Raw genomic sequence first — 22243 nt, 5'->3', positions numbered from 1 at the left:
GTTCGCGCCCCGGTCCGGCTTCGGGTCTGCTTCGGGTCTGCTTCGGGTCTGCTTCGTCTATGCAGCCTTGGCCTTGGCCGCAACCGCCAGCTTCGCGCACACAGCCGCCGTGACTTGCTCCGTGGTGGCGGTTCCGCCCAGGTCACCCGTATGCAGCGAGGGATCGGCGGTCACGTTCTCGATCGCCTGCATCAGCCGCGCGGCGGCCTGCGTTTCGCCCAGATGCTCCAGCAGCATGACCACGGACCAGAAGGTGCCGACCGGGTTCGCCAGGCCCTTGCCCATGATGTCGAAGGCGGACCCGTGGATGGGTTCGAACATGGACGGATAGCGGCGCTCGGGATCGATGTTGCCGGTGGGCGCGATGCCCAGGCTGCCGGCCAGCGCCGCCGCCAGGTCGCTCAGGATGTCGGCGTGCAGGTTGGTGGCGACGATGGTGTCCAGCGTTGCCGGGCGGTTCACCATGCGGGCAGTGGCCGCGTCGACCAGTTCCTTGTCCCAGGCCACGTCCGGGAACTCGCGGCTCACCTCCATGGCGATCTCGTCCCACATGACCATGGCGTGGCGCTGCGCGTTGGACTTGGTCACCACCGTCAGCAGCTTGCGCGGACGGGATTGCGCCAGCTTGAACGCGAAGCGCAGGATGCGTTCGACACCCGCGCGGGTCATGATGGACACGTCGGTGGCGGCTTCCAGCGGATGGCCCTGGTGCACCCGGCCGCCCACGCCGGAGTATTCGCCTTCGGAGTTCTCGCGCACGATGACCCAATCCAGCTGCCCCGGCGCGCAGCGCTTGAGCGGCGCGTCGATGCCGGGCAGGATGCGCGTCGGGCGCACGTTGGCGTACTGGTCGAAGCCTTGGCAGATCTTCAGCCGCAAGCCCCACAGGGTGATGTGGTCGGGGATGTGCGGGTCGCCCGCCGAACCGAACAGGATGGCGTCCTTGCCGCGCAGGGCGTCCAGGCCGTCTGCCGGCATCATCACGCCGTGCTTGCGGTAGTAGTCGCCGCCCCAGTCGAAATCCTCGAACTCGAAGCTCAGGCCGCCGTCCCGGGCCAGCTCCTGCATGATGCGCTGCCCGGCGGGAATCACTTCCTTGCCGATACCGTCGCCGGGGATGGTTGCGATGCGATAGGTCTTCATATGCCGACTGGGCTCCTTGCTGGTGAGATGCTGTCGGCACTGTACTGAGCCTCGCGGGCGGCGGGCGCAGTGGAATTCAAAACATTATTAACCTGGAGTTGAAGGTGGGGCGTTCCAACGCGCTTCGTGGTCCAGCAGCCAGCGCTTGCGATGCAAGCCGCCGCCGTAGCCGGTCAGCGAGGCGTCGGCGCCCACCACGCGGTGGCAAGGCACCACGATGCCGACGGGATTCGCGCCGTTGGCCAGCCCCACGGCGCGCACCGCCGAGGACCGCCCGATGCGGCCCGCGAGGATGCCGTAGCTGATGGGCTGCCCGCCCGCAATCTCCCGCAGCGCTTGCCACACCAGGCGCTGGAAATCGGTGCCGCCGGTGGCCACGTCCAGGGCATCGATGGCGCGCACATCGCCGTCGAAGTAATCCAGCAGCGCGCGCCGCGCGGGCGACGCCTGGGCCGCATCGCGCAGTTCGACGTGCTGATTGCGGTACTGCCTGCGCAACAGCAGGTGCATGCGCGATTCGTAGTCTTCCCAATCGACCGCCCGCAGGCGTTGCTGCTCGTCGCTCAGGACCAGCATCAGGCCGATGGGCGTGGGAACGCGTTCAAGAAAGAAGGCCTGGGTTCGGGCGGGCATGGCAGACTCCAGCGGAGGGGATCGACGCAAGCAATATAGGCGCGGACGCGGGCCTTGCGCTGGCGGTTTTCGGACAGGAATGCCACGTCCACAACACTGTCCGAAAACCGCTAGATCCTACACCCGCCACGGCGTTAGCATCATCCCATGGACCTGAACCACGACGCCTGCTACAGCGCCATCCAAGTGCGCGACTCCCGTTACGACGGCCGCTTCTTCACCGTCGTGAAAACCACGCGCATCTATTGCCGCCCGGTCTGCCCGGCGCGCACCCCATTGTCGAAGAACGTCACGTTCTATGCCACGGCGGCGGCGGCACAAGAAGCCGGCTACCACCCCTGCCTGCGCTGCCGGCCCGAGACCGCGCCGGAAGTCGGGCCGGGGCATGAACTGCCGGATGACGTCGCCCGCGCGCTGCAGCTGATCGAGCTGGGCGCGCTGGACGAGGACGGCGTGGACGTCCTGGCGCAGCGCCTGGGCGTGGGCGAACGCCAGCTGCGGCGCCAGTTCCGCCAGCACCTGGGCGCCTCGCCCGTGGCCGTGGCCCAGACGCGGCGCGTGCTGCTGGCCAAGCAGTTGATCCACGAGACCCGGCTGCCGATGGCGGAGATCGCCTTCGCGTCGGGCTTTGGCAGCATCCGCCGCTTCAATGAGATCTTCCACGACCTGTTCGCGCGCGCCCCCGGTGAACTGCGCCGATCCGGCAAGCCGGAAGTGTCCGCGGCGCAGGAAGGCGAGATCAAGCTGCTGCTGCGCTACCGCCCGCCCTACGACTGGGACGCGATGCTGGCCTTCCTGCGGCTGCGCGCGATTCCCGGGATCGAACAGGTCACGGACGACAGCTATGCCCGCACCGTCCTGCTGGACGGCTGCCAGGGCACGGTGACGGTGCGCCCGGGCCGCGGCGATGCGCTCGAGGCCACGGTGCGCTTTCCCCGGCTGCAGGCGCTGCCGGCCATCATCGCGCGCCTGCGCCGTGTCTTCGACCTGGCCAGCGATCCCGTCGCCATCGCCGCGCAATTCGCCAGCGATCCCGTCATGACGGAACTGATCCGCGCGCGGCCCGGCCTGCGCGTGCCCGGCGCCTGGGACGGCTTCGAACTGGCGATGCGCGCCGTGTTGGGCCAGCAGATCACCGTGGCCGCGGCCATACGCCTGGCGGGCAAGCTGGTGGCCGCGCACGGCGCGGCCATGGCGCGGCCCGAAGGCGCGCTGACGCACGTGTTCCCCTTGCCTGAAGCCGTGGCGGCCGCCGAGCTGGCGTCGCTGGGCATGCCGCGCAGCCGCGCCGCAACCTTGTCGGCGGTCGCCGCCGCGGCGGTGGCTGACAGGCACCTGTTCGAGGCCGCCGGCGGCCTGGACGACGCGGTGCGCCGCTTGCGCACCATACGCGGGGTGGGCGAATGGACTGCGCAATACATCGCCCTGCGCCAGCTGCGCGAGCCGGACGCGTTTCCGTCCGCCGACATCGGCCTGATCCGCGCATTGGAAAGGCTGGAAACGCGGACCTACACGCCCGCGCAACTGCTGGCCCGCGCCGAAACCTGGCGGCCCTGGCGCGCCTACGCGGCGCAGCACCTGTGGACGGCCTGAGCGAAGGCCGGGTTCACCACCGGTCTTCCGCGCCCTTCCTGAAGTACGCCACCAGGAAGTCCACGAACACGCGCACCTTGGCCGACAGGTGGTGCCGTTCCGGAAAGATGGCGTAGATGTCGGCCTGCGGCAAGGCGTAGTCTTCGAGCACCTGCACCAGCCTGCCGCTGCGCAGATAGCGCGCCAGGTCCCATTCGGCGCGCTGCAGGATGCCCAGGCCGGCCAGGCCCCAGGTCAGCGTCACTTCGCCGTCATTGCTGCTGAGGTTGCCGCGCACCTTCACGGTCTCGCTGCGGCGTCCCTTGGTGAAGCGCCACAGGCCGTACGCGGCTTCATTCTGCCGCAGCACGATGCATTGGTGCCGCGCCAGGTCGTGCGGCGTGGCGGGAATGCCGTGGGCCTTCAGGTAGCCCGGCGATGCGCAGACCAGCCGCCGGTTGGGTGCGATCTTGCGGGCGATGAGTCGGGTATCAGGCAGGTCGCCGAAGCGCACCGCCACGTCGACAGCGTCCTGCACGAAGTCCGCGGGGCTGTCGGTCAGCTGCAATTGTAGCGACACTTCGGGGTACTTCTGCGCGAACTCCGCCATGGCGGGCGCGATGTAGCTGCGGCCGAAGCCCAGCGGCGCGTTGACCTTTAGCAGGCCGCGCGGACTGTCCTGGCGGCTGGCGATGAGCTGGTCCAGGTCCTCGAGCTCGCCCAGGATGCGGCGGGCGTTTTCCAGGTAGACCTCGCCTTCCGCGGTCAGGCTCAGGCGCCGCGTGCTGCGGTTGACCAGCCGCACGCCCAGCCGGGCCTCGATCTGGGCCAGCCGCTTGCTGACCGCGGCCGGCGTGACGCCCAGCTCGCGGGCGGCGGCGGACATGCCGCCGGCGCGCACCAGTTCGACCACCAGCTGCAACTCGTTGGAATGTCCCATGGCCCCCTCGAGGTCCGCCGGACGCCAGGCGCCCCGGCGCGGGGCGGATCAGTCGCGGAAGTTCTCGAACTGCAGGGGCAGGTCGACGTCGGTCTTCTTCAGCAGCGCGATGGCGGTCTGCAGGTCGTCGCGCTTCTTGCCGCTGATGCGCAGCTTGTCGCCGTTGATCTGCGATTCCACCTTGAGCTTGGCGTTCTTGATGGCGGCGATGAGCTTCTTGGCCACCGGCTGTTCGATGCCCTGCTTGATGGTGACCTTCTGGCGCGCGCCGCCCAGGTTTTCGAGGGGATCGGCCACGTCCAGGCAACGCACGTCGATGCCGCGGGCCGCCAAGCGCCCGCGCAGGATGTCCAGCATCTGCTTGAGCTGGAACGCGCTGGAAGCGACCTGGGTCACGACAAATTCGTCGAGTTCGAACTTGGCGTCGCTGCCCTTGAAATCGAAGCGGGTGGCGAGTTCGCGGTTGGCTTGGTCGACAGCGTTGGAGAGTTCGTGTTTGTCGACTTCGGAGACGACGTCAAAAGTAGGCATGACACGGGGTCCTGTAATTGGGTGGGAAAAATACTTGCTGCCTCCATTTTACCGACCCCGCGCCCCGCGTCACGTCGTCACCACCAACAGCCGCTCCGGCCGCAGCGGATGCGCGATGACCTGCGCTTCGATGCCATAGGCCAGGTACAGATTGGCCGGCGTCAGCACCTGCGCGGGCGTGCCCGCGGCGATGGCGCGGCCCGCACAGAGCAGCAGCAGGCGGTCGCACCAGCGCGCGGCCAGGTTCATGTCGTGCAGGATCACCAGTACGCCCGTATCGCCGGCATGGGCCAGCTCCGCCGCGACCCGCAGCAGATCGCCCTGGTGCTTGGGGTCGAGGCTGGCGGTGGGCTCGTCCAACAGCAGGTAGCGCGGCTCGCCTGGCGCGCGCGCCGCCTTGCACTGCACCAGCACCCGCGCGAACTGCACCCGCTGCTGCTCGCCGCCCGACAGTTCGGGATAGCGCCGCGCTCGAAGGTGGAATACGTCGGCCCAGCCCAGGGCCAGATCCACCAGCGCGTCCACCTCGGCCGGCGACAGCTCCGGAAAGGGGTAGGCGCCCATCGCCACCACTTCACGCACGTCCAGATCGAAGGTCAGCCCGGGCTTTTGCGGCAGCACGGCGCGCTGCCGCGCCTGCTGCCGGTGCGGCAACCGTGCCAGTTCGGTATCGCCCAACCGCAATTGGCCGGCTTCCGGCGCCAGTTCGGCCGACAGCGCCCCCAGCAGCGTGGACTTGCCCGCGCCGTTGGCGCCCAAAAGGCCCACGACTTCGCCGGGCCGCAAGGCCAACGACACGCGGTCCAGGATGCGGTTGCCGCCGCGCACCAGTATCAGGTCTTCGGCCGCCAGCATCATCCCTGCCTCCGGCCGCGCGCCAGCAGCCACAAGAAGAACGGCCCGCCCACCAGGCTGGTGACCAGGCCGATGGGCAATTCGGCCGGCACCACCGCCACGCGCGATAGCCAGTCCGCCAGCACCAGCGCCAGCGCGCCGCCCAGCACGCAAGCGGGTAGCAACCAACGGTGATTCGCGCCCAGGGTCATGCGCACCAGATGCGGCACCACCAGGCCGACGAAGGCGATGCCGCCCGTGGCGGCCACCAAGGGTCCTATCATCAGTGCGCAGGCCAGCACCAGTTGGGCGCGCACGCGCTTGAGCGCGTAGCCCAGATGCTGGGCCTCGCGCTCGCCCAGCAACAAGGCGTTCATGACCCGCCACTGCCCCATCAGCCACAGTGACAGCAGCAGCACCCAAGGCCCCAGGAACGCCAGCAGCGTCCAGTTCGCCCCCGCCAGGCTGCCCATGCTCCAGAAGGTCAGGTCGCGCAGCTGGGCGTCATTGGCCACGAAGGTGAACAGTCCGATCAGGGACCCGGCCACCGCATTGATCGCAATGCCGGCCAACAGCAGCCCCGCCACGCCAGGCACCCTGCGGCCCAGCACATAGGCGCAGAACGTGGCCAGCAGGCTGCCCAGGAAAGCCGCCGGCGCCAGTATCCAGAAACCGCCCGAGGTCAGGACGATGGCGCCGACCGCGCCCAGCGCGCCGCCGGCGGAAATGCCGATCAGCCCGGGCTCGGCCAGGGGATTGCGGAACAGGGCCTGCATGGCGGCGCCCGCGACGGCCAGCGCGGCGCCTGCCACCAGCGCGAACAGCACCCGCGGCAGTCGGATGTCGATCAGCACGTTGCGCCAGAGTTCGCTGCCGGGAGCGGGCTGTCCCCACAACAGGGACGGCAACTCGCCCAGCGGAATGCGGACCGCGCCGCTGCTGCTGGCGGCCAGGGCCGCGACCACCAGGGCAGCGCCCAGCGCCAGCAAGGCCAGCGGCGCCGCCGTGCGCCCCGTGCTAGCGCGCCATGGCACCGGCCGCCTCCCGCTTGAGTTCGGTCAGCGCCTGCGGCAGCCGCGGCCCCATGCCCAGCAGCAGTAGGTCGTCCATGACGATCACGCGCTTGCGGGCAGCGGCGGGCGTCGAGGCAAGGCCCGGCATGGCCAGCAGTTTCTCCATGCCGCCGGAGGCTTCGAGCGAGGTCCTGGTCACGACGATCACATCCGGCGCCAGCGCGCTGACGGCCTCGGCCGACACGGGCTTGTAGCCCTGCTGGTCCTTCAGCACGTTGACCAGCCCCGCCATCGCCATGACCTCGTTAGCGGCGGTGCCGCGCCCCGCTCCCTGCAACGCGCCGGTACGGTTGAGCAGCAGGATGGCGCGGGCATTCGTGACCGGGATGGCTTCGACCGCCTTGAGGTCGCGCGTGATGTCCTGCACCATGCGCTCGCCAGCCGGGGCCACGTCCAGCGCCTCGGCGATGTTGCGGATGCGCGCCTTGAGCGAATCGACCGAGGGCGAATCCGGCACCGTCACCACCGGCACGCCCACCTCGCCCAGACGCTTGAGCGCGTCCGGCGGGCCGGCCTGCTCGGACGCCAGTACCAGGTCGGGCTTGAGCGCCAGCACGCCTTCCACCGGTACCGAACGGTAGTAGCCCACCCGCGGCAGCCTGGTCGCCGCCTCCGGGTAGAGGCTGGAGAGATCGTCTCCCACCAGCTTGCCGCCCTGCCCCAGCTGATACACGATTTCGGTCACGCTGCCGCCCAGCGTCACCACCCTTTCGGGCGGCGCCGCTTGCGCGGCGGCGGCCAGCGCCCATCCCACAGCCACTGCCAACCATGTCTTCATTGCGTCGTCCTCAGGCGGCCAGCGGCACGCTGCACAGGCTGATCATCAGTTCGCGCCATTGCGCCAGTTCCGGCTTGCCCGGCTTGCGTTCGCCGAAGAACTGCGCGATCAGGTCGCCGGTGGAGGAATACAGCTCCAGCGAGGTGACCCAGCCGTCCGAGGTCGGCTTGTTCACCACCCAGGCCGAGGCGATGGCGGTGGTGTCCAGGTGCAGGTTGAACTTGGGATCCAGCACGTTGTACCAGGGGCCGGTGCGGCGCAACTGCTGCACCGGGCCGGTATGGATCTGGATCATGCCCCGGTTGCCCACGAAGCACATGATGGACAGCCCGGACTGCGCCGCGGATTCCAGCATGCGTTCAACGGCGTCGGCCGGCACCGGCTGCGCCAGATCCTCGCCCGCGGCCGCCAGGGCCGCCAGGCGCGACACCTTGAACTTGCGCAGCAGGGGGAAGAACTCGTGCGTATCCTGCATGCCCAGCCAGGCCTCGCGCCATTGCGCGCTGTCCTCGACCCGGTCGGCGTCGGCGGCGGGCGCATAGGGCTGGGTCTCGGGCCATTGCGCCTCGCCCGCGAACTTGGCGACCAGAGCGTCGTAGGCGGTGGCATCGGTGGCCTCGGTGCGATAGACCTTGTGCACCGCCACGCCCGCGCCGTCGAAGAACTGCAGGCTGTGGCGGCCGTCCTGCTCGACTGCCCAGGCCGACTTCCAGGCCGTGAAGAACACACGCAGGTCGATGTCCGGCCCCAGCACCAGGCCTACCGGACCGTCGGCCTGGATGTCCTCATACACGCCGTGACGCTCGTGCACACACCAGTCGTTGCGCGTCAGCGCCATGACCGGACCCAGCGTGCCCAATTCGCGGAAGATCTCCTGGGGCGTGCCGTGCAGGGCCGTAGCCTTCAGGCCGCCGCACTCCGCCGCCACCCACTCGGCTTCGGACACTCCCAGCGCCTGCGCCAGGTTGCGGGCGCGCAGCTTGGGTTGCGAGGCGGCCAGGGCCTCGTTGCGGGCGCGCAGTTCCTGGGCGCGGGACGTGAAATCGGTATTGCTCATCATGGGCCCTCCGGCCGTTGCTAAGGTTTGCGTAGACCGCCGCCGCCCCGGTATTGCCCGGACCGGCGGCGGGTCTGGATCAATACTGGTATGTCAGTGAGACGCGCAGGCTGCGTCCCGGTTCCGTGTACCAATCGACCGGCCGCGGAATGGCGATGGCGCCGGCGGTCGGCACGTTGATGGCCTCCCAATACTTCTTGTCGAACAGGTTGAATACGCCTGCCTGCACCTGCAGCCCCTTCACCGCGGCCGGACGCCAATAGCCCATCAGGTCCACCACGCCGTAGCCGGGCGCCTGGAAATCGGGATTGCGCGCCGTGGCCGTGGGCTCGGGATACTCGACCTTGTCGCGCTTCAGGGCGGTGGTCAGCATGGCGTCCACCCCCCACGCGTCGCGGCTGTAGCCCAGACCCAGCACCGCCTTCAGCGGCGCCACCGAGTTCAGGTACTGCCCCGTGCCTTCGTCCTTGCCCACGGCCCACGCCAGCGAGCCCCAGGTGCGCCAGCCTGGCGAAAACTTCCAATGCGCGCTGGCTTCGGCGCCATAGATGCGCACCTTGGCGCGATTGACGTTGCCGGTCACGCCCAAGGGATACTGTCCGGCCCAGCCCGGCTGCCACTGGGGCGAGGACGCGTTCAGCGGCACATCGCCGTCGATGAAGTTCTGGTAGCGGTTGTCGAACAACGATACCGCGCCGCCCAGGGAATCGGAACCGATCTTGGCGCCCAGCTCCCAGCCCTTGCTGGTTTCGGGCTTCAGATAGGGGTTGCCCACGCGCAGGTAGGTGCCGGGGCCGCCGTAGTTGGTGTAGAGCTGGGTCGGGCTGGGCGCCTTGAAGCCGTAGGCGTACTGCGCATACAGGCTCAGCTCGTCCGCCGCCTTCCAGGTGGCCAGCAGCTTGGGCGAGAAGCGGCTGCCGCTGTTGGACGGCGGCAGCGCGCCCGCATTCGGGTTGCTTTCGTAGCTGGCCGTGGACTGCGGCTTCTGTTCGTAGTGGTCATAGCGCAGCGCCGGCATGATGGTGTAGCGGCCGTCGGCGAAACTGAATTCGTCCTGCACCCACAGGGCCCATTGATTGCCCTTGGACTGCGGCACGTCGGCCTGGTTGGTGTGCAGCATGTCGCACAGGCGCGGGCCCATGGGCGCCGCCGTGCCGGGGGGAATCGCGGGGCAATTGTCGTAGCCGCTGGAGTACTGCTCGGTCTTGTTGCCGTACCACTCGCCGCCTATCGTCCACAGCTGAGATGCCGTCGCGCCCGCCAGCCGCTTGGTGACTTCGCCGTTGAAGCCGAACATCGTCTGTCGGATGGAATTGCTACGGCCGTAGGGGCCGCTGGGATAGCCGTAGTAGTAGGGATCCCCCCGCCAGCGGTAGGCACGGGAATCGACGCTGCGCACGCCGCTCAGCGAGCTGTCCAGCTGCAGGCGCTGCCAATAGACGACCGCCGTGGCGGTGTCGATCAGGCTGCCCTCGCCAGGCGCCTTGTACGAATAATCGAAGGACACGCGCTGGCGCTCGGTTTCCTTGCGCGTGCTGTTCTCGCCGTACAGGTAGCTGGTGCCCGCGCCCTGCTCGAACATGCTGTCGATGTCGGCGTTGCGCTTGAAGTATTCGCCTGTCAGGCCGAAGCGGTGGCCGCCTTCGACGCGCTGCTGCAGCTTCAAGAGGAAGCTGCGCTGGTCATAGTCTTCCGGACTGGGTTCACTGCGCTTGGGGCCATAGCCGCCCACGTCGCCGCGGTTGTCCAGGGCATGGCCGTTGCGCACGCCGGCCTGCACCAGCCAGAACGTGTTGCTGTGGATCTGGCCGGCCAGCGCCGCGTTGGCACCCCAGCTGCTGTCGGCCGTGTCGTAGTCTGTCTTGGCCAGCGCGCCGAGGGTCTTGCCGTCGGTCAACAGGTCCGACGGCTGCAGCGTGTGCAGGTCGGCCATGCCGGAAATCGCGCCGGAACCGCCGCTGCTGGCGTCGGCGCCGCGCACGATGTCCAGGCGCGACAGGCTGTTGAAGTCCACCGCCTCCAGCCCGCCCTTCAGGCCGCGCGCGCCGTCGTCCAGCCACGGCAGGCGGATGCCGTCCACCCGCGTCAGCACGCGGTCCTGGTCCAGGCCGCGGATGTTGATGCTGTTGGTCGTGCGGTTGAAGTTCACGCCGGGCTCGGCGCGCCTGCCGAAGTCGGTCCAGTTCCTGACCTGCAGCTCGTCCAGGCGCTTGCGGTCGGTGCTGGTTTCCCAGGCCGGCGTGACCGGCGCACCCTCGCCGTCGACCTGGACAGGCGCCAGCTGCGTCACGTCCGCGGGCGTGACCGCCTGCAGCACGTAGACGCGGGCACTGCGCTCCTGCACGCCCAGGCCGCTGCCCGCCAGCAAGCGCGCAAAGCCGTCATTCACGGAATAGACCCCATCCAGCCCCGCCGTGCGGCGCTGGCCCACCAGCGCCGCATCGAACAGCACCGTCACGCCCGCGCTGTCGGCAAAGCGCGGCAGCGCCTCGGCCAGCGCGCCCGCGGGAATGCGATAGCCGCGCGCCTGCGTCTGCTGCGCAGGCTGGGCCCATGCGCCGCTCGCCGGCAGCAGAGCCGCGGACAGGGCGGCCAGCGCCAGCGCGGCATGCACGGCGGCGGCGACGCGGGTCATACGGCATTGCAGGCCTCGGGCGGGTCGGGAGCCGCTTGCGCGGCCGGCGGGTAGATAAGCCATGGTCGTCCTTTCGATCCAACAGGTGTCGGCATTCGTTTGCCTCTACAGACCATGACCCTCGTGAAATCCGAATCGGACAGCTGGCCCTCCAGTTTTTTGTAACAGCGCGGATTCAGGCCTCGGCGGCCGCGCGCAAGGTGATCGTCACCCAGTACGGCGTGCGGTAGCGCACCTGCACCGGCAGGGTCGCGGGCAGCGCCGCCAGGACCGCATCGGTGTCGCGCAGCTGGAACGCGCCCGAGATGCGCAGGTGCGCAGCCTCGGGGTCGCACCGCAACATGCCGGAACGGTAGCGGCCAAGTTCCGCCGCGAAGGCGTCCAGGCGCATGCGCTGGGCGTACAGCACGCCGCGCTGCCAGTCGCTGGCATGCGGGTCCGCGAGTGACGGCGGCGACGCGCCCTCGTCCGTCAAGCTGCTCTGTTCGCCAGCCGCCAGGCTGACCAGGCTGCGCGGATGCGCGGCGCTGCCGACACGGACCCGCCCTTCCTGCACGCTGACGCGGCACAACCCGCCCTCTTGCCGCACGCAGAAGCGCGACGCCTGCGCCTCGATGTCTCCCAGGCGGGTGCGCACCACGAAGGGCCGTGGCGCAGGCGCCGTATCGGCCACGGCATGTACCGCGATCTCGCCGGCGCGCAGGCGCAGCAGGCGGGCCGTGGAGCTGAACATCACGTCGACGGCGCTGGCCGTGTTCAACAGCAGCGTGGAGCCGTCCGCCAAGGCCACTTCGCGCCGCTCGCCCGGCGCGCTGCGATAGTCCGCGGTCCAGTCCAGCGGATCGGCGCGCCAGGCGGCCCAGCCGACGGGCCCGGCCACCACCAGCGCAACCAGCGTCTTGAGCGCGGCGCGGCGGCTGCCGAGTTCGGGGCGGTTCAAGGTCGCCATGCCCAGCGCCGCCGGAATCAGGCCGAAGCGTTCGTTCACGCGTTGCGCGCGCTGCCAGGCATGCTCGTGCTCGGCCTTGCTGGCGCGCCATTGTTCACAGGCACGCTGGTCGGCGTCGGTGGCGCGGCCCGAACTCAGCCGCAGCAGCCAGCGCGCGGCCTCGCGCGCCACGCTGCGTTCGACGGGCGGCGGCTCGGGCGCCGCCTCGGCCTGCGGGCTCAGATCGACGCCATGATGCATTGCTCGAATCCCTTGGCGATGTAGCGGTGCACGGTGCGCAGCGACACGTTGAGCCGGGCGGCGATTTCGCCATGGCTCAAGCCTTCGAGCTGCGCCATCAGGAATGCCTGGCGGGCCGGCAGGGACAGGCCCGCCAGCATCTCGTCGATTTCCTGCAGCGTTTCCAGGATGATCAGGCGCTGCTCGGCCGAGGGCGCCAGCGCCTCTGGCATCAGAGCCAGGGCTTCCAGGTAGGCCTGCTCCACCGAGCGCCGCCGATGGTGGTTCAACAGCAGGCGCTTGGCGATGGTGGTGAGATAGGCGCGCGGCTCGCGCAGGGCGTCCAGTTCGTGGCGGTGGCGCAGCACCCGCACGAAAGTGTCCTGCGCCAGGTCGGCCGCGTCGAAGGGGTTGCCCAGCTTGGCGCGCAGCCAGCCATGCAGCCATCCATGATGAGCGCGGTAAAGCAGATGGACGTTGTCGCTGGCTGCGACCGCGGGATTCGGCACGGAGGGCTCCCTGAACTATCAACTACAAATAGAAATCAATCTCATTCTAAATGCAAAACCATGATTCCGGTCAAGTCCGCGCGCAGCGCTTGACGGGGATATGATGGGGACGGATTCCCCCCTACAGGCCTGCCCCATGCTCTATGCCGCGCTCAAATTCATCCACCTGATGGCCGTGATCCTCTGGGTCGGGGGCATGCTGTTCGCGCACTGTTTCCTGCGGCCGGCGGCCGCGCAGCTGGAACCGCCGGTACGGCTGCGGCTGATGGCGTCCGTGCTGGGGCCGTTCCTGAACGCCGTGCTGGCGGCCATCGTGCTGATCCTGTTTTCCGGCGCGGTCATGATCGGCCAGGAAGCCAGCCAGGCCGCGCAGACGGGCGGCGCCTTCTTCATGCCGCGCAGCTGGACCCTCATGGCCTCGGGCGGCCTGGTCATGACGGCCATCTACGCCTATATCCGCTTCGTGCTCTACCCGCAGCTGCGGGCGGCGGTCGCAGCCGCGGACTGGCCCCAGGGCGGGCAAGCCATGGGCGGCATCCGCCGCTGGGTCGGCATCAACCTGCTGCTGGGCATCGCCATCGTGGCCATCGTCTTTCTGGGGTAGCTGGATATCAGCCGGCGCCCGCCAGCTATCGGTCATGCGATGACTGGTATCGGAATTCTTTTGCTTGGTGCAATACGCATTACATCCGCGCTGGCCACACTGCGGATGACTCTCGCGGGCCTACACAAACAAAAGGAATCTCCATGATCAAGCGTGTCTTCCAGCTGGCCGCCCTCGGCCTGTTCGTTTCCGCCTCGGCCGCGCATGCCGCCGCCCCCATCGACAACAGCTCCCTGGACCAGCCTGGGTTCCGCGAGCACAAGGCCACCTACGGCGTGGTCTACCGCCTGCCCCAGGACGTCAACGCCGTCCTGGATGCCAAGATCAACGGCACGCTGAAGGCCGACCTGCTCACACTGGGCCTGAAGACCGAAGCCGAGACGCCCAACATGCCGCACGTGACGGTGGTGCACATCCACAGCGCCGACCCGCAAACGCCTGCCCGCATGCTCAAGGCCCTGCCCAAGCCGCCGGCCCCCTTGCAGATCACGCTGAAGACTTTCTATCCCACCGAAGCCGCCAAGGGCGCGGGCCACCCGTGGTGGCTGGACCTGGGCGTGGTCAAGAGCGGCCAGGGCTTCGAGGACATGATGCGCTACAACACCGTGGCCACCGCCGCCCTGGCGCCGCTGCGCGACGGCCCGCTGCCGCGCGTCACCGGCCCGGTCTACGCCAAGATGGGCGATGCCGGAAAGGACCTGGTCAAGACCATGGGCGTGAGCGGCGTGAACATCATGCAGGACGGCAAGGAAGTGCGCGCGCACAACCCGCACACCACGCTGGTCTACAGCATGGCGCCGTACGACGCGCGCCTGCAGGACGCCATGAAGCAGGAGTCCGACAAGTTCAACGCCGTGCTGCCGGACGGCATCAACACCACCTTCAAGGACGTCTCCATCGTCGAGATCGGCTTCGCCGGCAACGTGGTGCGCGAAATCTACCGCGTCAGCCTGGAAGACGGCTCGGCCATCGACGTGGCCACGGGCAAGAAGGTCGGCTCCTAAGCCGCGCCGGCTGCGGGAGCGCCCGCGCGTTCCCGCAGCACCTCGCGGATCAGCCCGCGCAGCCAGGCCTGCAGCGGCGAGGTGTGCAGGCGCCGCGGCCACACCATCACCAGCTCGATCTTGCGCAGGCTGGCGGGCAGCTCCAGCGTCGCCAGCGGAAAATGCCGGGCGTGCGCGCGCGCCACGCTGGCCGGCATGGTGGTCGCGTAATCGGTGTCCAGCAGCACATAGGGCGTGATGCCAAAGCCCGACAGATAGGCCGAAAACTCCAGGCGGGCCGCGTCCGGCTTGAGCGCCCGGTCGAAGTTGGTCTCCCGGCCGTACATCTGGGCGAAGGCAAACCACTTGATGGACGGCAGGTCCGCCAGCGTCAGCGCGCCCCGCCCGGCCCAGGGATGTTTGGCCGACACCACGCAGACGCGCCGGTCCTTGAACAGCGTGTCGCGGTGGAACCGCGCCGGTACCTTGCCGAACAGGCCGATGGCCAAGTCCAGGCGTTCCGCGTCGAGATCGTCGGGAACGAAATCCCCGTGCACGGACTGGAAGCGCAGCGTGATGCCGGGTGCGGCGCGATGCAGGCGTTCGATCAGGGGCGCCGCCAACAGGATCTCGCTGTGCGCGCCGGTGCCGATATTGACCACGCCGCCGGCCTTGGCAGGATCGAAGGCTTCCGGCGGACGCAGCGCGGATTCGATCTGCGCCAGCGCGTCGTGCACCGCCGAATGCAGCTCCAGCGCGCGCTCCGTCGGGATGAAACGGCCTTTCACCACCACCAGCAAGGGGTCCTCCAGCCGCAGGCGCAAGCGCGCCAGGTCGCGGCTGATGGCCGGCTGCGTCTTGTGCAGCAGGGCCGAACTGGCCGTGGCGCTGCGCGTGCGCATGAGGGCGTCGAACGTCAGCAGCAGGTTCATGTCCAGCCGGCGCAGATAGGGCAAGGATTGGGCGTCGCTCATGCCACCCATACTATGCTCTAAAGGCATGCATTGGAAATTTCATATCATTTTTGGCATATATGGCTTGCGCAACCGGCATTGGGCAAGGCGGCCGGCCTTGGCTACAGTCCGCGGCAGATCGGGGCCTTCCGCACCCGACCCGACTTTCCGGAGACCGCCGCAATGAACCCCTTGGGCCTGACCGCCGCGCGCTGGCGCGCTTCCCCCCGCCGCTGGATGGCGGCCGCGCTGACCGGTGCGGCGCTGCTCATGGGCGCCGCCCAGCCGGCCGTGGCCGCCTTCCCCGAACGTCCCGTGACGCTGGTGGTGCCCTTCCCCGCTGGCGGCACGCCCGACATCCTGGCACGCCTCCTCAGCGACAGCCTGGCCAAGCGCTTGGGCCAGCCGCTGATCGTGGAAAACCGCGCCGGCGCCGGCGGCAATATCGGCGCGCAGGCCGTGGCCCGCGCCGCGCCCGACGGCTACACGCTGCTGATGTGCGCCTTCGGCTGCACGGTCGCGCCCTCGCTCTACCAGCCCGCCCCCTACGACATCGTCAAGGATTTCGCTCCTGTGGCCATGGTCGGCACGGTGCCCAGCGTGCTGGTCGTCAATCCCAAGGTGCCGGCGCAAACCGTGGCCGAGCTGCTGGCCTACGCCCGCGCCCATCCGGGCAAGCTGAACTCGGCCTCGTCGGGCGTGGGCGGCTCGGCCCACCTGGCCACGGAACTGCTGAAGCTGCGCACCGGCATCGACGTGGCGCACATCCCCTACAAGGGCGCCGGGCAGGTCGCGGCCGACCTGCTGGGCGGGCAGGTCGACATGTATTTCGACAACCTGCCGGCTTCGCTGGCGAACATCCGCGCGGGCAAGCTACGGGCCCTGGCCGTGGCCAGCGCCAAGCGCGCGCCGGCCATTCCGGACGTGCCGACCTTCGCCGAGGCCGGCGTGGCCGACTTCCTGATCACGCCCTGGTTCGGCATCATGGCCCCGGCCGGCACGCCGGACGCCACGCTGGCCGCGCTGCACGGCGCCTTCAACGACGCCTTGCAGGCGCCCGAGGTCGCCGCCAAGATGCGCGAATTGGGCGTGGAAACCGCCGCCGGCCCGCGCCAGGCGCTAGGGGACTTCGTAGTGGCCGAAACCGCGCGCTGGAAGGACGTGATCCAGGCCAACCACATCCGGGCGGAATGATGGCGGACGACGAACCCGGCCGCGCGGCATCGGACGCGCTCGCCCCGATCCGGCTGCGAGACATGGGCGCCTTCCATGTCGGCGGGCGCGAGGTGAGCCTGTCGGGCCAGCCGCGGCGCGAAGTCGTCATGGCCGAGGGCGGTCAACCCGTCGCGCTGGACCCCAACGGCACCTACCGCGTCGAGCAGATGTATGCGCAGTACTTCCTGGCCGAACCGGCCAGCGGCCGCGCGCCGCTGGCGTTCTGGCACGGCGGCGGCATGACCGGCGCGGCGTGGGAGACCACGCCCGACGGCCGCCAGGGCTGGCTCCACGCCTTCCTGCGCCGCGGCTGGGACGCCTATCTTTGCGATGCCGTGGAACGCGGCCGCTCGGGCTACGCGCCGGTCCCCGGGGTCTGGCCCGAAGGCCCCATCGTGCAGACGCAAGAGGACTGCTACACGCGCTTTCGCATCGGTCGCCCGGGCGCCCGCCCCGGCCCCGACGGCGCCTATGGCAACACACAGTTCCCGGTGCAAGCCTTCGGCGACCTGGCCGCGCAGATGGTGCCGCGCTGGGTGCATACCGACGCCGCCATCCTGCGCGGCTATCTGGCTCTGCTGGAGCGGGTCGGCCGCATGATCGTCATCTGCCATTCGCAGGCGGGCGTGTTCGGCATCCGCGCGGCCGCCGCCCGGCCCGACCTGGTGCGTGCCGTGGTGGCGCTGGAGCCGGCCAGCATCCCGCCGCTGGACGCCGGCTACCGCACGCCCACGCTGATCCTCATGGGCGACAACATGGACACGGACCCGCGTTGGCCGAACATGCGCGAGCGGGTGCGCGATTTCACGCAGCGGCACGCTTGCGTCACCCTGCTGTCGCTGCCTGAACTGGGCATCGCCGGCAATTCGCACATGCTGATGATGGACCGCAACAGCCTGGACCTTGCCGCGCGCGTGCACGACTGGCTGATGGCCCTGCCGCCGGCCTGAATTCCCGCCGCGGACGGGTCCCCGCCTGCTGCCATTTCGTGGCAGCATTATGGATCCGTCATCCCCGCCTGCCCCCATGTCCCGCACCGAACGCCTCCTGGGCCTGATGCAGACCTTGCGCTGCCATCGCCGCCCCGTCAGCGGCCGCCAGCTGGCCGCCGACCTCGGCGTCAGCATCCGCACGCTGTACCGCGACATCGCCACCCTGCAATCGCAGGGCGCCGAGATCGAGGGCGAGCCGGGCGTGGGCTACGTGCTGCGGCCCGGTTTCATGCTGCCGCCGCTGATGTTCAGCACCGAAGAGATCGAGGCGCTGGTGCTGGGCACCCGCTGGGTGGCCGACCGTGCCGACCCGCGCCTGGCGCAGGCCGCGAGCAACGCGCTGGCCAAGATCGGCGCGGTGCTGCCGGCGGAACTGCGCGACGGGCTGGACGCGATACCGCTCTTGGTCGGTCCCAGCGCGATGCAGGTGGTGGACCGCGTGGACCTGTCGCTGATCCGCCAGGCCATACGCTGCGAACAGAAGATCGACATCACCTACCGCGACGACAAGGGCGCCGATTCCACGCGGGTGATCTGGCCGTTTGCGCTGGGTTTCTTCGACAGCGTGCGCATCGTCATGGCCTGGTGCGAACTGCGCCAGGATTTCCGCCATTTCCGCACCGACCGCATCGCCACGCTGACGCCGGGCGCGCGTTATCCCAAGCGCCGCCATGCGCTGCTGAAGGAGTGGCGCGCGATCGATCGCTCGCCCAAACAATGCGGATGAAAGCTACTGCCAAAAACTGACAGCACCCCTGTCTAAGATGAGCGCGTCTACCACCCGGAGCGCATCATGTCAGACACCAATTTCGTGATTTTCTACGTCGAAAAGCCGGCCGCCAGCGCGGCGTTCTACAGCGCCCTGCTGCAGCGTCCGCCCCTGGAAAGCTCGCCCACTTTCGCGCTGTTCAGGCTGGATTCCGGCCTGATGCTGGGCCTGTGGTCGCGTTATACCGTGGAGCCTGCCGCCGCTGGCCGCGGCGGCGCGACCGAACTGGCCTTCACCGTTCCCGACGCGCAGGCGCTGGACCGCCGCCACCTGGACTGGAGCCTGCGCGGCCTGCCCATCCTGCAGGCGCCCACCGACATGGATTTCGGCCGAACCTTCGTGGCGCTGGATCCCGACGGCCACCGGCTGCGCGTGTTCGCGCCGGCGCCTCAGGAACAGGCCGCGGAGCAGGCCGCGCCCGCCATGGCCAGCGCTTGAGGTACGGGGATCAAGTACGGGCCTGAGGCGCTGGCCTCGGGCCCGTGGCTGAACCGGGCGCAGCAATATCAGGAGCGCTGATCGCGCGGGGTCAGCGCCACGGTTTCGGCACGCCTGCGGAACAGCAGCTGGTACAGCACGGCCAGCACCAGCAGGAACGGCACGCCGAACACCAGCGTCATCTTGAAGACGCTGGTGAAATAGGTGGTGGCCAGGATGGCCAGCATCGCGCCCGCGCCCAGCAGGGTCAGCACCGGAAAGCCCGGCATGCGGAACGACAGTTTCCCGCCGCCTTCGCGCGCCCAGCGGCGCCGGAAGCAATAGTGGGTCACGAAGATCATCATCCACGTGAACAGCGCGCCGAACATCGAAATCGCCATCATCAGCGTGAACGAGGTCTCGGGATACAGCACGTTCAGCACCGCCGCGATGGCGATGCCGCTGGTCGACAGCAGCAGCGCGTTCAGCGGCGTGCCGTTGCGGGTCAGCCGGCCGAACGCGGACGGCGCATGGCCGGCGCGCGACAGGCTGAACATCATGCGCGTGGTGATGTACAGCTGGCTGTTCATGGCCGACAGCGCCGCCACCAGCACGATGAAGTTGATGACGCCCGCCGCCCCCGGAATCTCCAGCGCCTGCATCACCTTGACGAAGGGGCTGCCGCCCTTGCCGGCCTCGTCCCAGGGCACGATGGCCAGGATCAGCGCCAGCGTCAGCAGGTAGAACACCACCAGCCGGACGATGGTGGCGCGGAACGCCTGCTTGACCGCGCGCTCGGGGTCTTCGGCTTCGCCCGCCGCCACCGCGATCATTTCCACGCTGAGGTAGCTGAAGATCGAGATGACCACGGCGATCCACATGCCCCAGACGCCGTTCGGGAAGAATCCGCCGTGCGAGGTGTACAGCGCGGTGCCGTACTGCGGGTTGCCCCAGACCACGTAGGCGCCCAGGATGATGAAGGCCACGATGGCGGTGATCTTGATCGTGGAGAACCAGTATTCGACCGTGCCGAAGGTCTTGACGCTCATGGCGTTGATGACGATCAGCGCCGCCGAGAACAGGCAGACCCACTGCCAGCCGGGCACGTCCGGAAACCAGAACTTCATGTACTCGGCCACGGCCGTGACCTCGGTGCCTACCGCCAGCACCACGCAGGACCAGTACGCGTAGCGCACCAGAAAGCCCGCCAGCGGGCCGACATAGTGCTCGGCATAGGCGCCGAACGAGCCCGAGGTGGAATGCGCCACCGTCATTTCCGCCAGGCAGCCCATCAGCAACAGCGTGATCAGGCCGCCAATGGCGTAGCTGATGATCACGCTGGGGCCGGCAAAGCCGATGGCGAACTTGCTGCCCAGGAACAGGCCCGTGCCGATGGCGCCGCCGATGGCGATCATGCTCATCTGGCCCGACGTCAACCGCCGCTTCAGGCCCTGCTCGCGTTCGGCGATCTGGCCGAATCCTCTTTGTTGTTGCATTGTCTCCTCCAGGTCCTGCGCTCTCTTTATGGATGTAGGGCCGGTTTGGCCCGCGCAATGGGGTTGCGCCGCGGGGCTCAGGTCACGGCGGCGCGGTGCTTGAATTCCGGCTTGTCCCAGGAACGCGTGTCCAGCACGTCCTTCAGGATGTCGACGGCGTCCCAGACGTCGGCATAGCCGAAGTACAGCGGCGTCAGGCCGAAGCGCAGCACCTCGGGCTCGCGGTAGTCGCCGATCACGCCGCGCGCGATCAGCGCCTGCATCACCTCGAAGCCGTTGGGATGGCGGAAGCTGACATGGCTGCCGCGGTCGGCGTGCTTGCGCGGCGTCACCAGCGTGAGCGGATGGCCGGCGCAGCGTTCTTCGACCAGCGCGATGAACAGGTCGCCCAGCGCCAGCGATTTCTTGCGCACCTCGGCCATGTCGGCGGCATGCGCCACGTCCAGGCCGCATTCCACCAGCGACAGCGACACGATGGGCTGGGTGCCGCACAGGTAGCGGCGCACGCCGCCGGCCGGCTCGTAGGCCACGGCCATGTCGAACGGCCGCGTGTGGCCCCACCAGCCGGACAGCGGCTGCCAGAAGTCCTTGGTGTGGCGCGGCGCCACCCAGATGAAGGCGGGCGAACCGGGGCCGCCGTTCAGGTACTTATAGGTGCAGCCCACGGCGAAGTCGGCGTCGGCGCCGTTCAGGTCCACCGGCACCGCGCCCGCGGCGTGCGCCAGGTCCCAGATGGCCAGCGCGCCGCGCTCGTGCGCCAGCGCGGTCACGGCGGCCATGTCGTGCATCTGGCCGCTGCGGTAATTCACGTGCGACAGCAGCATCACCGCCACGGACTCATCCAGCGCCTTTTCCAGCGGCAGGTCGTCGTCGATCAGGCGCATTTCGTAGCCCTGCTGCAGCAGGTCGATCATGCCCTGGATCATGTAGAGATCGGTGGGGAAGTTGTCGCGCTCGGACAGGATGACGCGGCGCTTGGGGTGCTCGTGCTGCTGGATGCGCAGGGCGGCGGCCAGCGCCTTGAAGATGTTCAGCGAGGTCGTGTCGGTCACGACCAGCTCGCCGTCGCGCGCGCCCAGCAGGCGGCCCAGCTTGTCGCCCAGGCGGGCGGGCAGTTCGAACCAGCCAGCGGTGTTCCAGCTGCGGATCAGGCCCGAGCCCCATTCCTGGCTGATCACGGCGGCGGCGCGGGCGGCGGCGGCCTTGGGCATCACGCCCAGGGAATTGCCGTCCAGGTAGAGGACGCCCGGCGGCAGGTCGAAACGGTCTTTGAGAGGCGCCAGGGGGTCCAGGCGGTCGGCGTTGACGCAGGCGTCGCGGGTGTTCATTTTCTGCTCCAAAGGGCTATATTCTGGATACATACTATCAGCGCGATCAGGCTGATAAATTGCAAAATCAGGCGCGGAATACCCTAGGTTTCCGCATTGGATTGCACATAACCAATATTTTTGGAATTTGATTGCACCATGCAAATCGATGCCATAGACCAGCGCATTCTTTACCGGCTGCAGGAAGACGGCCACCTCAGCAACCAGGACCTGGCCGAGCAGGTGGCGCTGTCGCCCTCGGCCTGCCTGCGGCGGGTGCGCGCGCTGGAAGAAAGCGGACTGATCCGCAACTATCGCGCCGTGCTGGACGCGGAAAAACTGGGTTTCGAGCTGGAGGCCATCGTCCACGTGTCGCTGGACCAGTCGCGCCCAGGCTGGCACGAGGAATTCCTGGCCGGCATCGCGCTGCATGACGAGATCACCGAGGCCAGCATCGTGACGGGCGCCTCCAACTACATCCTGACGGTGTGCACGCGCAATCTGAAGGCGTTCTCGCAGTTCGTCGAAGACAAGCTCAGCAAGATCCCAGGCGTGCGCAACCTGTCCTCGCATATCGTCATGCGCAAAGTGAAGAACCGCGGCGGCATGCTGCCGCTGGCCAGCTGGCGTTAGG

At 68.6% G+C, this 22243-nt stretch carries 22 protein-coding genes; 8 read left to right on the top strand and 14 right to left on the bottom strand.

Annotated elements, in window-relative coordinates:
* Positions 1 to 57: 57 nt before the first annotated feature.
* Positions 58 to 1143, bottom strand: coding sequence for a tartrate dehydrogenase (locus FOC84_RS19815; protein WP_173145932.1), 1086 nt, complete (start codon positions 1141 to 1143; stop codon positions 58 to 60).
* An 87-nt stretch (positions 1144 to 1230) separates the two neighbouring features.
* Entirely contained in the window at positions 1231 to 1776 is a 546-nt protein-coding gene (ogt, locus tag FOC84_RS19810; protein WP_173145931.1) for a methylated-DNA--[protein]-cysteine S-methyltransferase, read from the bottom strand.
* Positions 1777 to 1923: 147 nt separating this feature from the next.
* On the opposite strand from ogt, the gene FOC84_RS19805 reads away from it, so the two are divergent.
* A complete protein-coding gene (locus tag FOC84_RS19805; RefSeq protein ID WP_173145930.1) occupies positions 1924 to 3369 on the top strand; it encodes an AlkA N-terminal domain-containing protein in 1446 nt (481 codons plus the stop codon).
* 13 nt (positions 3370 to 3382) lie between these two features.
* Here the strand turns inward: FOC84_RS19805 and FOC84_RS19800 are convergent, their stop codons facing one another.
* From FOC84_RS19800 to FOC84_RS19760, 9 genes are all read right to left on the bottom strand, one after another.
* Positions 3383 to 4288, bottom strand: a complete 906-nt coding sequence (locus tag FOC84_RS19800) for a LysR family transcriptional regulator (RefSeq protein WP_173145929.1) — start codon at positions 4286 to 4288, stop codon at positions 3383 to 3385.
* A gap of 48 nt (positions 4289 to 4336) precedes the next feature.
* Entirely contained in the window at positions 4337 to 4819 is a 483-nt protein-coding gene (locus FOC84_RS19795; RefSeq protein WP_173145928.1) for a YajQ family cyclic di-GMP-binding protein, read from the bottom strand.
* A gap of 69 nt (positions 4820 to 4888) precedes the next feature.
* A complete protein-coding gene (locus FOC84_RS19790) occupies positions 4889 to 5677 on the bottom strand; it encodes a heme ABC transporter ATP-binding protein (protein WP_173145927.1) in 789 nt (262 codons plus the stop codon).
* Complete coding sequence (locus tag FOC84_RS19785) at positions 5674 to 6648, bottom strand: FecCD family ABC transporter permease (RefSeq protein ID WP_438800889.1); 975 nt, start codon at positions 6646 to 6648, stop codon at positions 5674 to 5676. The genes FOC84_RS19790 and FOC84_RS19785 overlap by 4 nt, the downstream gene beginning before the upstream one ends.
* Positions 6649 to 6670: 22 nt before the next feature.
* Positions 6671 to 7504 carry a heme/hemin ABC transporter substrate-binding protein gene (locus FOC84_RS19780; protein WP_173145926.1) on the bottom strand — a complete coding sequence of 278 codons (834 nt, stop codon included), beginning with the start codon at positions 7502 to 7504 and terminating at the stop codon, positions 6671 to 6673.
* 10 nt (positions 7505 to 7514) lie between these two features.
* Positions 7515 to 8561 (bottom strand): hemin-degrading factor, encoded by a 1047-nt coding sequence (locus tag FOC84_RS19775; RefSeq protein ID WP_173150286.1) that lies wholly within the window; start codon positions 8559 to 8561, stop codon positions 7515 to 7517.
* Positions 8562 to 8640: 79 nt separating this feature from the next.
* On the bottom strand, positions 8641 to 11196 hold the full coding sequence (locus tag FOC84_RS19770) for a TonB-dependent receptor (RefSeq protein WP_173145925.1): 2556 nt from the start codon (positions 11194 to 11196) through the stop codon (positions 8641 to 8643).
* A gap of 175 nt (positions 11197 to 11371) precedes the next feature.
* On the bottom strand, positions 11372 to 12385 hold the full coding sequence (locus tag FOC84_RS19765) for a FecR domain-containing protein (RefSeq protein WP_173145924.1): 1014 nt from the start codon (positions 12383 to 12385) through the stop codon (positions 11372 to 11374).
* Complete coding sequence (locus FOC84_RS19760) at positions 12364 to 12873, bottom strand: sigma-70 family RNA polymerase sigma factor (RefSeq protein ID WP_173145923.1); 510 nt, start codon at positions 12871 to 12873, stop codon at positions 12364 to 12366. Before FOC84_RS19760 ends, FOC84_RS19765 begins: the two co-directional genes overlap by 22 nt.
* Positions 12874 to 13009: 136 nt before the next feature.
* On the opposite strand from FOC84_RS19760, the gene FOC84_RS19755 reads away from it, so the two are divergent.
* Both FOC84_RS19755 and FOC84_RS19750 read left to right on the top strand, forming a co-directional pair.
* Positions 13010 to 13477 (top strand): CopD family protein, encoded by a 468-nt coding sequence (locus tag FOC84_RS19755; RefSeq protein ID WP_173145922.1) that lies wholly within the window; start codon positions 13010 to 13012, stop codon positions 13475 to 13477.
* Positions 13478 to 13620: 143 nt separating this feature from the next.
* A complete protein-coding gene (locus FOC84_RS19750) occupies positions 13621 to 14481 on the top strand; it encodes a hypothetical protein (RefSeq protein ID WP_173145921.1) in 861 nt (286 codons plus the stop codon).
* Here the strand turns inward: FOC84_RS19750 and FOC84_RS19745 are convergent.
* Positions 14478 to 15434, bottom strand: a complete 957-nt coding sequence (locus FOC84_RS19745; RefSeq protein WP_173145920.1) for a LysR family transcriptional regulator — start codon at positions 15432 to 15434, stop codon at positions 14478 to 14480. The two genes, FOC84_RS19750 and FOC84_RS19745, sit on opposite strands and share 4 nt — an antisense overlap.
* 162 nt (positions 15435 to 15596) lie before the next feature.
* Between FOC84_RS19745 and FOC84_RS19740 the strand changes: the two genes are divergently transcribed.
* From FOC84_RS19740 to FOC84_RS19725, 4 genes are all read left to right on the top strand, one after another.
* Complete coding sequence (locus FOC84_RS19740) at positions 15597 to 16607, top strand: tripartite tricarboxylate transporter substrate binding protein (protein ID WP_173145919.1); 1011 nt, start codon at positions 15597 to 15599, stop codon at positions 16605 to 16607.
* The gene (locus tag FOC84_RS19735) at positions 16604 to 17578 is read left to right on the top strand and encodes a hypothetical protein (RefSeq protein WP_217278772.1); all 975 of its coding nucleotides are present in this window, start codon (positions 16604 to 16606) and stop codon (positions 17576 to 17578) included. The genes FOC84_RS19740 and FOC84_RS19735 overlap by 4 nt, the downstream gene beginning before the upstream one ends.
* A 76-nt stretch (positions 17579 to 17654) precedes the next feature.
* A complete protein-coding gene (locus FOC84_RS19730; protein ID WP_173145918.1) occupies positions 17655 to 18347 on the top strand; it encodes a helix-turn-helix transcriptional regulator in 693 nt (230 codons plus the stop codon).
* Positions 18348 to 18413: 66 nt separating this feature from the next.
* The gene (locus tag FOC84_RS19725) at positions 18414 to 18827 is read left to right on the top strand and encodes a VOC family protein (RefSeq protein WP_173145917.1); all 414 of its coding nucleotides are present in this window, start codon (positions 18414 to 18416) and stop codon (positions 18825 to 18827) included.
* Positions 18828 to 18895: 68 nt separating this feature from the next.
* Here the strand turns inward: FOC84_RS19725 and FOC84_RS19720 are convergent, their stop codons facing one another.
* Both FOC84_RS19720 and kynU read right to left on the bottom strand, forming a co-directional pair.
* Positions 18896 to 20302: an amino acid permease gene (locus FOC84_RS19720; protein ID WP_173145916.1), complete on the bottom strand. Its 1407-nt coding sequence runs from the start codon at positions 20300 to 20302 to the stop codon at positions 18896 to 18898.
* Between the two features lie 77 nt (positions 20303 to 20379).
* Entirely contained in the window at positions 20380 to 21630 is a 1251-nt protein-coding gene (gene kynU / locus FOC84_RS19715) for a kynureninase (RefSeq protein ID WP_173145915.1), read from the bottom strand.
* Between the two features lie 138 nt (positions 21631 to 21768).
* Between kynU and FOC84_RS19710 the strand changes: the two genes are divergently transcribed.
* On the top strand, positions 21769 to 22242 hold the full coding sequence (locus FOC84_RS19710) for an Lrp/AsnC family transcriptional regulator (protein WP_088142320.1): 474 nt from the start codon (positions 21769 to 21771) through the stop codon (positions 22240 to 22242).
* Position 22243 lies beyond the last annotated feature (1 nt).

The organism is Achromobacter pestifer (genome assembly GCF_013267355.1).
GTDB lineage: Bacteria > Pseudomonadota > Gammaproteobacteria > Burkholderiales > Burkholderiaceae_B > Achromobacter > Achromobacter pestifer_A.
Note: the sequence above shows the minus strand (reverse complement) of the source record. Positions and strands in the feature narration are given on the sequence as shown.